Source organism: Proteus hauseri, assembly GCF_004116975.1.
In the GTDB taxonomy this organism is placed as follows: domain Bacteria; phylum Pseudomonadota; class Gammaproteobacteria; order Enterobacterales; family Enterobacteriaceae; genus Proteus; species Proteus hauseri.
This window is the reverse complement of record NZ_CP026364.1, coordinates 460,127-477,413: the sequence shown is the minus strand read 5'-3', so window position 1 is coordinate 477,413 and position 17,287 is coordinate 460,127. Positions and strand designations below refer to the sequence as shown.

The window sequence follows — 17,287 nt, the reverse complement described above, 5'->3', positions numbered from 1 at the left end:
AAATGATGATCAAACAACGGACATTAAAACGAATTGTACAAGCAACTGGTGTGGGTCTCCACACGGGTAAAAAAGTTACGCTTACAATGCGTCCGGCGCCTGCTAACACTGGGGTCATCTACCGTCGTACTGACTTAAATCCACCGGTGGATTTTCCAGCTGACGCAAAATCAGTTCGTGACACAATGCTATGTACTTGCTTAGTGAACGAAGACGATGTGCGCATATCAACCGTTGAGCATTTAAATGCAGCACTGGCTGGTTTAGGCATTGATAATATTGTAATTGAAGTGAATGCGCCTGAAATTCCTATTATGGATGGCAGTGCAGCACCTTTTGTCTTCTTATTACTTGATGCCGGTATTGAAGAACTTCGTACGGCGAAGAAATTCATCCGTATTAAAGATACTGTACGCGTTGAAGATGGCGATAAATGGGCAGAAATGCGTCCATACAATGGATTTAAATTAGATTTTACTATCGACTTTAACCATCCAGCTATTGATGCGAGTACTCAGCGTTATAAATTAGATTTCTCTGCTGAATCTTTTATGAGTCAAATTAGTCGTGCTCGTACTTTTGGATTTATGCGTGATATCGAATACCTGCAATCTAAAGGATTGTGTTTAGGCGGTAGTTTCGATTGCGCTATCGTTGTTGATGACTATCGTGTGCTCAACGATGATGGTTTGCGTTTTGAAGATGAATTTGTTCGTCACAAAATGCTAGATGCTATCGGTGATTTATTTATGTGTGGCTATAACATTATCGGTGAATTCACCGCGTTTAAGTCAGGTCATGCGTTAAATAATAAATTACTACAGGCTGTATTAGCAAAAGAGTCAGCATGGGAATTCGTCACATTTGAAGACGAAGCTGAAATGCCAGTGGCATTTAAAGCCCCTTCTGCAGTTTTTGCTTAACTCTGTAAAGGAAAGAACGTTAGTTATTTCTAATTAACGTCATCTTTGGCTGTACTTGTACTCTCTCCGGCAAGTGCAGCCAACCGTTCTAATTTTTCCCTTAATTTCTTCGGACTTTTTTCAGCCAAATACTTTAATGATTGTGCGCTTTCTAAGCTCAAGTGACGTCTGTTTTTTGGATTTTGCTCTTTTATTGATGATATTAAAGGCCTTTTTTCCTCTTTTGTTCTGAAACTAGGATTTATTTTGATGTCTATTGAGGATAAGGATGGTAAAATTTCTTGTCTCAACGCTGAAAGTAAAGCTGGAATTTCGTAACGCAATCTTGTTAACCAACTTGCGTTTATGACTTCAATAATTAAAATAGCATTGCGATAATTAGCTACCCGACATTTATCTTGTAACGGGGCAGGCAAAAGTGCAATTACGGCACGGTTTAATTTTAGTAAAACGGTTGCACGTTGCTGGATAAGTTGTAGAGTGCTTTTATTGGAACCTTCAAGTTCGTTAAGAATTTTTTCCAATGATTGTGGGTAACTATCCCGCATAGATTTTGACTCCAATAAAAATAAATAAGTAACAATAAAAAAAGAAACGAAGGTTAATGAGTATTATAAATTTTTGGCGACAATTTGGCAGACGATATTTTTGGTCGCATCTGCTTCTAGGAATGGTAGCAGCAGGTATTGGAATGCCTTCGCTGTTGTCAGCCCATGCTGAAAATCCGCAACAAACTGATACACCATCATCTCAAAATCGCCAAAGTCAGGCGCTTATTGCGTTTGATAATTTATTCTTACGTCAAAGTGTACAGAATCCTGCATCATCCTTCACCTTTAATTATTGGCAGCAGCACGCTGTTAAAAATGTAATACGACAGTTATCTTTTGCATTTACCATTAGCTCTCCTGAATTGACGGTAAAAGCCAAAGATGAACCGTCTCCGGTTTCTAATGTTGCAGAGGTTATGCTTGATACTCTGTATGCATTATTGACGGATGCACCTCCTGTTACACTCACTTATTTGCCGCTATCAACCTATACGTTAGCGCAAATAACGCCTTCCTATCGAACTGGATTATGGCTCGCTCAAATTCGCGGGATCCGTGCCGGACCTTACTTAACAGCTTAATTTATTCGCTTTATTAATTCTCTGTATGAACAGAGGCTGTTTTCGGCGTCACTACGCCATAATTGAGAATAATTATTTATGTTAGGTAAAATTGTAACCAAAATTTTTGGTAGCCGTAATGAGCGTTCTATCCGTCGTATGCGTAAAGCAGTTAACCAAATCAATCAATTAGAACCTGAATTTGAAAAACTGACTGATGAAGAGCTACAAGCAAAAACACAAGAATTTCGTGAGCGCCTGAAAAACGGTGAAAAAGAAGAAGATATTCTGCCTGAAGCGTTCGCAACAGTACGTGAAGCAAGTAAACGAGTATTTGGTATGCGTCACTTTGACGTACAGCTTATTGGCGGTATGGTACTCAATGAGCGTTGTATTGCAGAAATGCGTACCGGTGAAGGTAAAACATTAACTGCAACACTACCTGCTTACTTAAATGCGCTTTCAGGTAAAGGTGTTCACGTTGTTACCGTCAATGACTACCTTGCACAGCGTGATGCGGAAAATAACCGTCCTCTATTTGAATTCTTAGGCTTAAGCGTTGGTATTAACCTACCGAATATGGCACCACCAGCTAAGCGTCAAGCTTACGGTGCGGATATTACCTACGGTACAAATAACGAATTTGGTTTTGACTACCTTCGTGACAATATGGCATTTAGCCCAGAAGAGCGTGTTCAACGTAAACTGCATTATGCATTAGTGGATGAGGTCGACTCCATCTTAATTGATGAAGCACGTACACCATTGATTATTTCAGGACCTGCTGAAGATAGCTCTGAACTGTATAAGCAGATGAATAAAATCATTCCTCATTTAGTTCCACAAGAGAAAGAAGATTCAGATACCTTCCAAGGTGAAGGCGATTTCTCTATTGATGAAAAAACGCGCCAAGTCAATATCACTGAGCGTGGTCTGGTTAAAATTGAAGAATTATTAGCTAACGAAGGCATGATGAAGGAAGGAGAATCACTTTATTCTCCAGCAAATATCATGTTAATGCACCACGTTACGGCTGCATTACGTGCACATGCATTATTTACTAAAGACGTAGACTACATCGTTAAAGATGGTGAAGTTATCATTGTTGACGAACATACTGGGCGTACAATGCAAGGCCGTCGTTGGTCAGATGGTTTACACCAAGCGGTAGAAGCTAAAGAAGGTGTGAAAATTCAAAATGAAAACCAAACACTCGCCTCTATTACTTTCCAGAACTATTTCCGCCTGTATGAAAAATTAGCGGGGATGACTGGTACTGCTGATACCGAAGCATTTGAATTTAACTCTATTTATAAATTAGAAACTATTGTTATTCCAACTAACCGCCCAATGGTACGTAAAGATTTACCTGACTTAGTTTATATGAATGAACAAGGTAAATTTGCTGCAATTATCGAAGATATTCGTGAGCGTACTAAAAATGGTCAGCCAGTGCTGGTTGGTACTATCTCGATAGAAAAATCAGAAGAAATTTCTAATGCGCTAACAAAAGCTAATGTTCACCACAACGTGCTGAATGCGAAATTCCACGCAATGGAAGCGGATATTATTGCAAACGCAGGTTTACCTGCGGCGGTGACTATCGCAACTAACATGGCAGGTCGTGGTACCGATATCGTGTTAGGAGGGAGTTGGCAGACTGAAGTTGCTAAACTTGAAGATCCTACTGAAGAACAAATCGAAGAAATTAAAGCAAGATGGAAGGAGCGTCATGACGCAGTATTAGCTTCTGGTGGTTTACATATTATTGGTACAGAGCGTCATGAATCACGCCGTATCGATAACCAGCTGCGTGGTCGTGCAGGTCGTCAAGGGGATGAAGGTTCTTCTCGCTTCTATTTATCAATGGAAGACTCCTTAATGCGTATTTTTGCTTCAGACAAAGTCTCAGGCATGATGCGTAAATTAGGTATGAATGAAACTGAAGCAATTGAGCATCCTTGGGTTACTAAAGCGATAGCGAATGCGCAACGTAAAGTTGAAAACCGTAACTTTGATATTCGTAAACAGTTACTTGAATATGATGACGTAGCGAATGATCAACGTCGTGCTATTTATACGCAACGTAATGAATTGCTGGATGTTGCTGATGTTAGTGAAACTATCGATAGTATTCGTGAAGATGTCTTCAAAACCATGATTGATAACTATATTCCACCTCAATCACTGGAAGAAATGTGGGATATTGAAGGCTTAACCGCATGTTTACAAAAAGACTTTGATTTGGATTTACCAATCAAAGAGTGGTTGGATAAAGAGCCTGAACTACATGAAGAAACATTACGTGAGCGTATTTTAGAAAAATCTATCGAAGTTTATAAAACGAAAGAAGAGATCGTTAGCCCTGAAATGATGCGTAACTTTGAAAAGGGCGTGATGTTACAAACGCTAGATACGCTGTGGAAAGAGCACTTGGCTGCAATGGACTATTTACGCCAAGGTATTCACTTACGTGGTTATGCGCAAAAAGATCCAAAACAAGAATACAAACGTGAGTCTTTCGCTATGTTTGCGAGCATGCTGGAATCACTGAAATATGAAGTGATTAGCACACTAAGCAAAGTACAAGTTCGTTTACCAGAAGAAGTTGAAGAGCTAGAACGTCGCCGTCGTGAAGAAGCTGAACGCTTAGCTAAACAGCAACAATTAAGCCATGAAGTGACTAAAGAATCGCAAATGTCAGCGGTAGATGGCCAAGTTGCCGCAGGTAAAAAAGTAGGACGTAATGAACCTTGCCCTTGTGGTTCTGGTAAGAAATTCAAACATTGCCACGGCCAATTAGGTTAATTTAAACTCTAATGAATGCGATGTAGTAGATATTCTACTGTGCTGAAAATAAAAACCGCTTACATTGTTATTTGTAAGCGGTTTTTTTATATCATATAAACAGTCTTTAAAATGCTGAGCGAAGATGTGAAAGAGTGTGTTTAGGGATATTTTTTTCATTACTTTCTTGGGGTTCTATTAGCCCTGAAATAATGGAACAATCGGGATTATCGTTACCTTGGCAATTCTTTGCTAAATGTTCTAACGTATTAGCCATTCTTTGTAGTTCAGTAATTTTATTATTTAATTGTTCAATATGGGAAATTGCGATGCGTTTAACATCCGCACTGGCTCGTTCGCCGTTATTCCATAACAACAACAGTGTTGAAATCTGTTCTGTAGAAAACCCCAAAGCACGCGCATGACGAATAAAACGAAAACAAGCCACATCATCAGTGGTGTAATGTCGATAGCCTGAGTCAGTGCGAATCGCCTTAGAAATTAAACCGATCTGCTCATAATAACGGATCATCTTAGCGGTAATGCCCGATAGCTTAGCGGCTTGACCAATATTCATGATGTTTTCCCCTTAAAGTATAAGCTCTATGTGTATAAGTATAGCGTTATAAAATAGAACCCGAGTTATCATTAATTCTGGTTCTAACGCGAAACGAATCATCTACTCTTGGGTTTTCATTGGTGCTTGAAAACGTTTTAATCTCAGTGCATTACCTAATACAAAAACACTAGAAAGCGCCATCGCAGCTGCTGCGAAAATAGGTGAAAGTAACATACCATTGATAGGGTAAAGCATCCCCGCTGCAATGGGGATCAATAGGGCGTTGTAAGCGAAAGCCCAAAACAGATTTTGCTTAATATTACGGATAGTCGCTTGGCTTAAGGCGATAGCATCAACCACACCGCGTAAATCACCTGACATTAGCACAACATCAGCCGCTTCAATGGCGATATCTGTGCCAGTGCCTATCGCTAACCCAACATCAGCTTCTGCTAGTGCTGGCGCATCATTAATACCATCACCAACGAAAGCAACTTTTGCACCTTTATCACGAAACTGTTTTAATGCTGCAACTTTACCATCGGGCAGCACTTCAGCAGCAATTTCATCAATACCAAGTTGCTGCGCAATTGCTCGTGCTGTTGCTTCATTATCACCCGTTATCATCGCTACTTTTAATCCCAGCGCATGTAATGCTTTAATTGCTTCAGGTGTTGTTTCTTTAATTGGGTCAGCGACAGCAATAATCGCGGCTAAACGACCATCAATTGCAGCATACAGCGGGCTTTTTCCTTGCTCACCAAGACGCTTGGCTGTTGATAATAAACTTGTGGCATCTAAACCAAGTTGTTTCATAAAACGATCTGCGCCAACAGAAACAGTTCTACCACCTACTTTTGCTGAGATACCAAATCCGGGAACAGAATTAAAATCTTCAACGGTAGCGAGCGTTAAATTTTGCTCTTTTGCTGCGCTTACTATCGCTTGTGCAATAGGGTGCTCAGAATACGTTTCAATCGCGGCCACAAGGCTTAATACTTCTGTATACTCAAAACCTTTTGCAGGAACTAAATCAGTTAACTCTGGGCGACCTTTAGTTAAGGTACCGGTTTTATCAAGAGCCACCACATTGACATCGCGTAATGCTTGTAGTGCTTCGCCCTTACGAAAAAGAATACCTAATTCAGCAGCACGACCTGTACCAACCATAATTGATGTCGGTGTTGCAAGCCCCATTGCACAAGGACAAGCAATAATCAGCACCGCGACCGCATTAATCAGAGCAAAAGTCAGAGCGGGTTCTGAGCCAAAAACTAACCAAATAAAGAAGGTGAGGGTAGCGCCTAACATAACCACAGGAACAAACCACATGGTGACTTTATCAACCAGCGCCTGAATGGGAAGTTTAGAGCCTTGTGCTTCTTCAACTAATCGAATGATTTGCGCAAGTACGGTATTTGAGCCAATTTTGGTGACTTTAAAGCTAAATGCACCGGTTTTATTAATAGTGCCACCAACGACTTCATCGCCCATATTTTTAGATGCGGGAATAGGTTCGCCAGTTATCATGCTCTCATCAACATACGAACGACCATCTATAATTTCACCATCAACAGGAATTTTCTCGCCAGGGCGAACAAAAATAATATCTCCGATAACAACTTGATCAAGAGGGATCTCTATTGTTTCGCCGTTGCGCTCAACTCGTGCCGTCTTAGCTTGAAGTCCGATTAGGCGTTTAATCGCTTGAGATGTGTTTCCTTTTGCCTTAGCTTCGAGTGTTCTGCCTAATAAAATCAATGTGACAATAACTACTGCGGCTTCAAAATAGACGTTAGCTGTACCTGCGGGCAAAACTTGGGGAATAAAAGTAGAGACAATAGAATAGCCATAAGCCGCAGCAGTACCTACCGATACAAGAGAGTTCATATCTGGTGCACCACGCAATAATGCGGGGATCCCTTTACGAAAGAATCGTAAACCAGGACCAAACATCACAATAGTGGCGAGAACAAATTGGATATACCAATTAAGTTGCTGTCCTAATGTTTGTGTGACCCAATAATGAACGCCGGGAATAAAATGTGAGCCCATTTCGATAATAAATACGGGGAAGGTAAATATAGCTGCGGTAAATAATGCGCGTCGTAATGAGCGCTCATCTTGCTCACGACGTTGTGCGTCTATATCGTTTGTATTAGTAGGATCATCAGATAAGCGACGAGATTTATAACCCACTTGTACCACGGCAACTTCCAGATCAGTAATGGATACCGCACCCGCAAGATAGCGCACACGAGCGCGTTCGGTTGCAAGGTTTACATTCGCTTCTAATACACCAGGAATTTGTGCTAATGCTTTTTCAACACGCCCGACACAAGAGGCACAAGTCATCTCTTCTATTGCTAACTCTGTAATTTCTTCAGGCACTTTGTAGCCTGATTTCTCAATGGCTTGTGCTGCGACGATAGGATTTGATGTACTTAAAAAAACGATATCAGCACGTTCAGTAGCAAGATTTACGGTTGCTGTCGTTATTTCTGGTACTGCATTGAGTGCTCGTTCGACACGACCGACACAAGAAGCACAAGTCATACCTTCAATAGGCAAACTCAATCGATTTGTAGAAGACAACGTTGGATGAGTATTCATGTAAACACACCTCTAAAATAGGGTAATTGCATTAAGCTTAAGGTTTACCATTAGAGGAAGGTCAAGGATTAAACGATTTTTTCTTTTTGGCGGGTTTTAATATTAAATTTTAAAAAATTATATTAAAAATCATATCGATAATAATAAGTTTGAAGTTTAGCTTATAGATTAGTGCTGTGTAAATGATAGACAAATAACGTTTTTTCAGTAATAAAGCGAAAAAACCCGCTTATTAGATTAACAAGCGGGTTTGGCTTACAAAAGAATAGGCATTACTCTTTTATTGGTTATCTATTACTTTTCAGAAATAGATGATTTTGTATTCACTGTTTCGTTAACTTTAACAGGTGATTTTAATGAAAGATCACCACCTGCAAGTTGTTTAACTAAATCAATAGCAGAAGATTTTAGATCAAGATCTACACCAGCTTCATATTGATGGCCTTCAATATTCTTCAGTTGAACATTACTACCACCCAAATCAACTTCACCTTGGCGACTATGAATTTCAGCACCGGTTAGTATGGTGTTGCCACCCACATTTAATGAAATATCTTTTTGGCTATTAAGTGTGGTTGTGTTGGTCACTGAATCATTATCAATATGCGATACTTTAATATCGGCATTAGCGGTATGACCTTCGGCACCTGTGACGATATTTTTAATGCCGTTACCAACATAATTAACACCGTTATCTATCTTGGCTTTGGTTTCGCCACTAATACCGGCTTTATCTGCGATGGTTGTGGATACAGAATCGTATTTATTAGAAATCGCATCTGTAGCTGATTTAATACCAGAATCAATAGTCTCTTTAATGGTGTTTTCTAATAATGATCCACCTGCTTTAGCTGTTTTATCTACTTTGCTAGATTCAGGATCATTGGTGTGATTATAGCCGACATTCACACCTACATTAACGTGGCGATCACTGTCTTTTTGGCTAGTAATATTTAAATCGCCAGCCACATTACCGGTGATATTATCAGCAGACACATTTGCACCAGAAAGCGTGAGGTTTTTATCACTATTAATGGTGAGTGTGCCTGTTTCTAATGTGGCATTTTGATGTGAAGTTTTTTGTTGATCTTCAACATTCACCATGACTTTTCCGCCGAAATCATGGATAGCGGTTGCAGGTTTCTCTTCTGTTACTTCTTTTGGTGTGGTGTTAGTTTGTTTTCCGTTTAAGGAAATATCGGTTCCCCAATTACTCTTATAATCACTAGACTGAGCAGATGTAATTGAGATATCACCAGATTGTGATGTTAGATTAGTATTTTTACTATCAACATGGGTACCTTGAAGATTAACCGAACTACCATTGATGGTTAAATCACCTTGGTTATTAATAGAACCACCTTCAGGCGAAACGGTTTTCTCATCTTGTTTACCAATAGCAAATTCAGCGCCACCTAAGCCATTAATAGACGAAGAGGTCTCGCTGGTTTTTTTGCCACCACCAAGTTGTAAGCCACCGGATAAGTTATTACCTGTTTCAGTGTGTTGAGACTCAGTTGCTTGGAAATCAACTTTATTACTGGCTGTTAATGAAACATCTTGTTCGCTAGTTAATGAAGTGCCCTGTAAAGTCAGGTTATGGCCTGAGTTTAATTCGACACCTTGTGAACCATTAACAGAACTCGCTTGTGCGGTTGATTGATCTTTTTGATGATGAGAACCACCGGCTTTAAAACCGCCACCATAATCTTTGCTATCTGGCGTAGTACCCACTTTTAGATTTGCACTACCATTTACGTTGTCTTGACTTTCAGAATGCTGATTTGTTGCTTGAGCTAAGGTTAAATCGCCACCGGCATTAATAACTGTTTTTCCACCTTCGGCATTAAATTTAGCCCCTTCATAATGGGCATCTTCACGTACATTAATATTAATGCCACCGGCAGAATTAAGCTGACTACCTTCGGTTTTGGTAATGCTTAAGCTGCTATCATTAGTTTTACCTTCACCTTTAATGCCCACAGTGACATCAGTACCTGTTTTGGTACTAACACTAACTTGACCACCACCCGTTGTTTCATGAGCACGCTCTTGGTGCTGATTACTAACAGCTTCACTGGTATGAGAATTGGCTGTCAGTGAGATATCACCTTGAGTTGATTGATATTGAGTACCTTGATCATGCAGCGTATTATTACTATCGGTATTGATTTTACCGGCGGTAATTGAAGTAGAAACTGCTTGGCTATCGCTTTGAGATTTCTCGCTACCGCCGCCTTTAATACCGACTTCAACACCCACATTAGGGGCTTCTAAATTACCTAAATTAGCCAGATTCATAATGGCATCTTTAGCGGTGATTTTTTTATTCGGATCCGTATCGTTACCCGGTTTAGCGGTTTCAATACCGTCTTCTACTGCTTTTTTAATCGGTTGAGTAACACCGCTGTAATCCAAATTAACACCAACATCAACACCAATATTTAGTGTGTCAGTTTTTGATGTTGCTTTATCATTAACAGCAAGGTGATTGATATTTTCACCCGATTCATTGTACGAACCGTCAACGTGATGTGCTGCACCTTGGTGAGTAACATCTTTGTTTGCAGTAATCGTTAAATCACCCGCAACATGCGTTTCGCTGCCTTTATTTTTGACTATATCAGTTTCAGTATGCTGTTTGTCATATTGGAAATCAGCTTTACTTCCGACTTTATCTACACCACCGGTATAGCTAAAACCGCCAGAAATGGTGGTATCCGTACTGTCAGATTGTTTTTTATTTTCAGCAGAAACAAAGGCAACGTTATCGCCAGAAACGGTAGCATTACCAGCCGTTGTAGTAAGGTCAGAGCCGGTAAAAGTAACGTCTTTATCCGCTTGAACTTTAACACTGCCGCCACTGAGCGTTGAGCCGACTTGTTCGGTCTCTGTGCTATTATTTTTATTGGATGTATGAGTGATATGAAAACCTGCACTATATTGCTTGTCTTCAACTTCTTTAGCGTGCCCAGTAATTTCTAATGATGTTTTTTCATCATGAGTTGTTGCAACTTGCTGAGCTGACTTAACATTAATATCGCCTAAAGATTGAATGCCTAACTCATCAGCGCTCTTAATTAAGCTGCCGATAATATTGACATCATTTCCACTTAATACTGTTAGTTCAGCATCAGAAACTAACTCACTACCTGTTGATAGCTGCTGATTAGTTTCATTTTTATGCGAGTTTTTAGTGATATTAAAGGCAGTGCCAGTACGCTCATCGGTTTTAGTAATTGTTTCGCTGATAGCATTATCAATAACTACATCGCCTTGAGTTGTTTTGACAAAGGCACCTTGATTACCCTTAACTTGGCTACCCGTAATTTTGACACTATTATCGGCTGCTAAGACTAATTGGCCATCAGCAGTAAGCTCAGTCGAGTGACTTACTTCCTGTTTGTTGTTGTTATTTTTGTTATTTCCTCCACCAATTCCCCCCCAAATAACGTGATTATCGGTGACGATTTTATCGTTATTGGTATTTTGAACATTAAGATTAATGCTGTCTTTTGCATTGACAACAACATTCTCATTAGCGTGAAGTTTTGCACCTTGTGCAGTAATCGAGCCTTCAGCATTTAAGCCAAGTGTTTTACCTGCGCTCAACTCACTTGCTTTTAAGGTTTCAGTTTGATGGCTATTGCTCCAGCTTCCGGTTTCTAAACGAGAAGTATGGTTGCGTTTATAGCCATTTTCACTGCGGTTTTCTTGCTCTACTAACCCATTAATATTAATGTCTTTATTGGCATTAATCGCTAGTGTATTGCCTGCGCTGACTTTAGCGCCTTCAAGAGTAACATCACCTTTAGTCGCGGTAAGTGTGGCATTATTTTTAGCATCAACCTGACTGCCGACTTGTTGCACGAGCTCTTTTTCATTAGTGACATCATATTGCCAAGAATAGAACCAACGATTATCAGTATTGGTCTCTTTTTGCTGAAGCTGTTTGCCATCAACGGTTAAATTAGCACCTTGCAGTAAAATATCATCGCCCATTAAATCAGAGGCTTTAATCTGGTTATTATTATTAGCAACCAGCGTGATATTTTTACCTTTCAGTTCAGTTTTTGTTAATGTTTGACTTGAGCCACTATTGTTTACCGCGATACCACCACGGTAATTTTGATAGTTCTCACTACCATCTTTATCGTGATTGTTATAACGGACTTGACTATCAGTGGTGATATTATCTGCCCTGACATTTAGTTCATTATCCGCAATAAATTTCCCTGATAATTTAACACCACTACCTTCTGCCGTATTGATAATTCGAATACGTCCTGATTGCATACTACCAAAGAAATAGCTATCTAAAGCTGACGTGGGTTTTTGCGATGAGAGAATATCGAAACGCTGAGAAAAAGTATTTTGCCCTGTTAAAGCAGAAATCTCAGCAGCAGTGATCCTTCCTTTACTATCAATACGAGGAGCAATCAAATCTAACAAACCCGGTGCATTTAAGCCATTTTTACCAATAGAAAGCATATTGGTATTGTTGAGTGTGCTATAACCAGAAAGATGTCCATTTTCAAAGAGTGGATTACCAACCACTAAAGAAGAACGACTGGTATTGATAAACCCACAACCATCACAAGTGATACCATTTGGGTTAGAAAGAACATATTCAGCTGCGATACCAAAAACTTCTTGTTGACCTAATAAAAACGAAGGGTTACGGCTAACGACTTCGTTGAGGATCAACGATGCTGCTTGACCATTTAAATTATTGTTGGCATTTAATTGACCTGCAAGTTGAGATTGACCAGCTTCTAACGCATTGTTAAAAACAGCACCAGGTTTACCAACATTAAAATCTTGATATTGGTTATGAGAAATACCTTCGTTGTTAGGTGTGACAATATTAATGACTTGGGTACCACCATTGACCGAAGAAACATTTGGTCCTTGATTACCAGAGTCTGGAACAATACCGCCAGCGTATGCATTTAGTGATACAAAAATGATCGCTAAAGATGCAGCAAGCCTACCCGAAGGAGAAAGCTTGAAGTTTTGTGATTTCATTGAGTTATCTCCATTTATTGCTATAAGTGTGAATCAAAATAAATATGAAAATCTAACTAGCACTTGAGTAGGGTCTTTGGTTTTATTGGAATTTGATTGGGCATAGAGCAGATGGCCTTTGGCGACCTCCACATCTAATTGCGCTTGGCGATACTGAAAATTAATACCTGAACTGATGCCATAACCACTTCGCCATCCTTCAAAATTGCCATGTTGTTGAACACGGCCAGCATCTAAGCCAATTCGAGGCGTGATTGCGAAGGTGTTAATGCGATAAGGATAAGAAAGTGAATTACGTAAATAGCCGCCGTTATCACCAGAGAGAGTGCTTTGATCAAAGCCTCGAATGGCGCTTTTATCTGTCAAACTCAGCCATTCAATACCAGGCAGAGTGTCGGGGCTGTACTGACCAATAACGACACTATTGAATAGAAATGTAGAATCCAACAATGAAAATCGTTGCTGCCAATTGGCAAATAGCTTTACTTTTGTAAAGCGGTAATCATTGTTATTGCCATTAGCAATATTTGGAGAGCTATCAGCGCCAAACCAACCAACGGCTTTTTCTACGCTGAGATTAACACTCACAACCCCATTAGGGATGATGTGTAAATGGTTGATCCCTAATTCAACAGTTGTTAATGCAGGACTACTAAGATCAAGACGTATTTGGCTAAAATAGTTACGAATACGCTTGTGAGTTGCCTGCATATTAAAGGTATCTATCTGTTTTTGATTGCGATATAGAACGTAATCGCCTCTTACCCCTATTTGTGTGGTATCACCATGTAAACGTACAGTTCTCGTTTGAAGTTGCTGGTGGAACTCATATTCTGAATAACTGCCAAAGGTACTAAAAGTAAAGCCACCATAAGGTAATGAGTAAAGTAGGGTATAAGAGCGATTAAAACGGGTATTGGGATTATCCGTTGTGATATTGGCATTAAAACTAACAAAGTCAGATAACCCCAATGGGCTATCTAAACTCGCATTAGTACGAACTAACCAACGACCCGAATTTTTCTGGCCATAGTTATCTGTAGATACATTTAAATGCCACGGTGTTTGGCGTTGATTTGATAATTGAATAACTGAACCACCCAATCGGGTTCCAGGTAATATATCCAATTTTACTTTATTGGATTGCAGGCGGTTTGCCTGATCAAGCCCTTGATCTAATACTGAAAGAGTGAGTGGTTGACCTTCAATACGAGGGAATAAGAGGGTAGTATTGACACCTCGATCACTCCCTTCTATACGTTCAACAAAGCCTTCAATAACATACAAACCCAATTCTTGATTTTCATTAGGGCGTAAAAATTGCACTCGGGCTGTGATATAGCCACGTTGTAGATAATGCTGTGTTAGTTCTTTAACTAAACGATTAACATGAACACTTTTAATACACTGTTCTGGTAAAGACGATAATGAATCGAGATCAGTTTCACTTAATAATGTAATACCTTGAATATAGACACCATTTATCGGCAGACAATTATCTGACTCAGTTATAAGTGTGGGCGTTGATGAGGTTTCAAGTGCATTTTCTTGAAGTTGTTGATAACGGTTTTGTTCAATAAGTTGATTAATTTCACGTTGACTATCTTGCAATGCTCGTCGTGATTCACTTATTGACCCCATATAGCCAATATCATTTGCTGTTAATCCACTGGTTGAAAATCCACTTAAGAGTGTTAATAAAATAACTTTTTTTCTCATTTTACCTCATTATAAAGGTATTAATTTAGATTAAATAATATTGCTTAAATATAAAAAGAATTAATTAATGTTTTTATATTATCTTTAAAATTAAAATAATAAACACCTGTTACTCTTAAGATGAAAAGAAATTAAAAATTAAGGAAATAAAGATAAATTATTTATTATTTTGGTTTTTAATATCGACATAAATCAAATGTACTGAGGTGATAATGTTGATTATTAGTGCGGATTTTTATGATAAAATATGTAACACATTGATTTATATGTTTATGTTTATGATTTTATTTTTGATGTTTTTATTAGAGATAAGTTAATGTTGTTCTTTATATGCTCATAATTTGTGAGCATATTTTATGATGATAGAATTGTTCTTTTAACAGAGGTTTTAATTTAATTAAGATGATAATGACTTTTCATTTGTTGTGAGTGTGTTTATTTATGTTGTAATATGATAATAATAAATTTTGAATTTTTATCTATTAAAACTGAATAAAAGTATCATTGTAAAATCTAAGTTTATTAAACATATAAATTGATAGAAAATAAATGGAGCCCAATTTATTTACCATAGTTAGATTTAATGGGAAAAATATTTTAGTTATTTCATAAAATGAAAATAAAGTATTTATATACATGTAGTATTATAATGGTTTATCAAAAAAACTTTAAATAATAAAAATTAGTTTGTTATTATTTAAAGTAAGTGATGATCATCACGTTAATTTATAATAAAAGCTAAATAGTGTGATTATTATCCAATTTATACTATTGTTATATTACTGAACGATGCTAACTGTTATATAAACTAGTGTGTAAATTGTACTATTTCCTGACTAGAAGGGTGAAAGTATGTTCTCATCATTTAATGTATTGATAATATTAAGAGGTTTCTTCAGATTGAAGAAATGGTTTAATATTGACTCTGAACTCGCCTTCTTCTTTCCTAAAAAATAATCCCTTTTCTATACATATCTAATTTTATTTAATAATTCTTTTCCGTTTATTTAAAACGGAGAGACTATTTTATTTAATCTTTATTTATTATTTAATTTATATTAAAGGTATTATCATGGCTAAAAGAATCGTAGAACCGTTCCGTATTAAAATGGTAGAAAAAATCCGTGTCCCTTCAAGAGAAGAACGTGAAGCAGCATTAAAAGAAGCAGGATATAACCCATTTTTACTACCAAGCAGCGCGGTCTATATTGATTTATTGACTGACTCTGGAACTAACGCAATGAGTGATCATCAATGGGCAGCGATGATTACAGGCGATGAAGCTTATGCGGGTTCAAGAAACTATTATGATTTAAAAGATAAAGCAAAAGAACTTTTCAATTACGATTATATTATTCCAGCTCACCAAGGTCGTGGCGCTGAGAATATTCTTTTCCCTGTACTATTAAAATATAAACAAAAAGAAGGAAAAGCGAAAAATCCAGTTTTCATTTCTAACTTCCACTTTGATACAACCGCTGCTCACGTAGAATTAAATGGTTGTAAAGCAATTAATATTGTTACTGAAAAAGCCTTCGATTCAGAAACCTATGATGATTGGAAAGGCGATTTTGATATTAAAAAATTAAAAGAGAATATTGCACAACACGGTGCTGATAATATTGTTGCTATTGTATCAACCGTAACTTGTAATAGTGCTGGCGGCCAGCCTGTTTCTATGAGTAATTTAAAAGAAGTTTATGAAATAGCGAAACAACACGGTATTTTTGTTGTGATGGATTCAGCTCGTTTTTGTGAGAATGCTTATTTTATTAAAGAGCGTGATCCTAAATATAAAAATGCCACTATTAAAGAAGTTATTTTTGATATGTATAAATATGCTGATGCATTAACAATGTCAGCGAAAAAAGATCCACTATTAAATATCGGTGGTTTAGTCGCTATTCGTGATAATGAAGAGATATTTACTTTAGCCAGACAACGTTGTGTACCAATGGAAGGCTTTGTAACCTATGGTGGTTTAGCTGGTCGTGATATGGCTGCAATGGTACAAGGTTTAGAAGAGGGAACTGAAGAAGAGTATCTGCACTATCGTATTGGTCAAGTTAAGTATTTAGGTGATCGCTTACGTGAAGCGGGTATTCCAATTCAATATCCTACTGGTGGGCATGCGGTTTTCGTTGACTGTAAAAAATTAGTTCCGCAAATTCCGGGTGATCAATTTCCTGCTCAAGCGGTTATTAATGCACTTTATCTGGAGTCAGGTGTGCGTGCGGTAGAAATTGGTTCATTCTTATTAGGTCGTGATCCTGCAACGGGTGAACAAAAACATGCTGATATGGAATTTATGCGTTTAACTATTGCACGCCGTGTTTATACCAATGACCATATGGATTATATTGCTGATGCATTAATTGGGTTAAAAGAGAAGTTTGCAACACTTAAAGGTCTAGAGTTCGAATATGAACCACCTGTATTAAGACACTTTACTGCAAGATTAAAACCTATCGAATAATAAGTAATAATCCACAATTAAATAATGGCTCTCGTGCAATGCGAGAGCCCTATCCTTATATATTTAAGGGA

10 protein-coding genes are annotated in these 17,287 nt (G+C 38.1%); 5 read left to right on the top strand and 5 right to left on the bottom strand.

From position 1 onward, the window contains the following. Window positions 1–5: 5 nt before the first annotated feature. On the top strand, window positions 6–923 hold the full coding sequence (lpxC, locus tag PH4a_RS02280; RefSeq protein WP_064720819.1) for a UDP-3-O-acyl-N-acetylglucosamine deacetylase: 918 nt from the start codon (window positions 6–8) through the stop codon (window positions 921–923). A 29-nt stretch (window positions 924–952) separates the two neighbouring features. On the opposite strand, the gene PH4a_RS02275 is transcribed toward lpxC, so the two are convergent. Continuing rightward, window positions 953–1,471 carry a DUF721 domain-containing protein gene (locus PH4a_RS02275; RefSeq protein ID WP_129037452.1) on the bottom strand — a complete coding sequence of 173 codons (519 nt, stop codon included), beginning with the start codon at window positions 1,469–1,471 and terminating at the stop codon, window positions 953–955. Window positions 1,472–1,527: 56 nt separating this feature from the next. Here PH4a_RS02275 and secM point away from each other — a divergent pair, with 56 nt between their 5' ends. Together secM and secA are read left to right on the top strand one after the other, a co-directional pair. After that, window positions 1,528–2,055 carry a secA translation cis-regulator SecM gene (gene secM / locus PH4a_RS02270; RefSeq protein ID WP_064720734.1) on the top strand — a complete coding sequence of 176 codons (528 nt, stop codon included), beginning with the start codon at window positions 1,528–1,530 and terminating at the stop codon, window positions 2,053–2,055. Window positions 2,056–2,133: 78 nt separating this feature from the next. Beyond that, a complete protein-coding gene (gene secA / locus PH4a_RS02265; RefSeq protein WP_129037450.1) occupies window positions 2,134–4,842 on the top strand; it encodes a preprotein translocase subunit SecA in 2,709 nt (902 codons plus the stop codon). Window positions 4,843–4,948: 106 nt separating this feature from the next. On the opposite strand, the gene cueR is transcribed toward secA, so the two are convergent. The 4 genes from cueR to PH4a_RS02245 form a co-directional block, all read right to left on the bottom strand. Then, a complete protein-coding gene (gene cueR, locus PH4a_RS02260; RefSeq protein ID WP_129037448.1) occupies window positions 4,949–5,398 on the bottom strand; it encodes a Cu(I)-responsive transcriptional regulator in 450 nt (149 codons plus the stop codon). 102 nt (window positions 5,399–5,500) lie between these two features. Beyond that, the gene (locus PH4a_RS02255; RefSeq protein ID WP_129037446.1) at window positions 5,501–7,993 is read right to left on the bottom strand and encodes a heavy metal translocating P-type ATPase; all 2,493 of its coding nucleotides are present in this window, start codon (window positions 7,991–7,993) and stop codon (window positions 5,501–5,503) included. 294 nt (window positions 7,994–8,287) lie between these two features. Further along, window positions 8,288–13,021, bottom strand: coding sequence for a calcium-independent hemolysin HpmA (hpmA, locus tag PH4a_RS02250; protein ID WP_129037444.1), 4,734 nt, complete (start codon window positions 13,019–13,021; stop codon window positions 8,288–8,290). Window positions 13,022–13,054: 33 nt separating this feature from the next. Beyond that, entirely contained in the window at window positions 13,055–14,740 is a 1,686-nt protein-coding gene (locus tag PH4a_RS02245) for a ShlB/FhaC/HecB family hemolysin secretion/activation protein (protein ID WP_129037442.1), read from the bottom strand. Between the two features lie 852 nt (window positions 14,741–15,592). Between PH4a_RS02245 and tnaC the strand changes: the two genes are divergently transcribed. Together tnaC and PH4a_RS02235 are read left to right on the top strand one after the other, a co-directional pair. Further along, on the top strand, window positions 15,593–15,697 hold the full coding sequence (gene tnaC, locus PH4a_RS18460; protein ID WP_129037440.1) for a tryptophanase leader peptide: 105 nt from the start codon (window positions 15,593–15,595) through the stop codon (window positions 15,695–15,697). A gap of 115 nt (window positions 15,698–15,812) precedes the next feature. Further along, on the top strand, window positions 15,813–17,216 hold the full coding sequence (locus PH4a_RS02235) for a tryptophanase (protein WP_129037438.1): 1,404 nt from the start codon (window positions 15,813–15,815) through the stop codon (window positions 17,214–17,216). Window positions 17,217–17,287 lie beyond the last annotated feature (71 nt).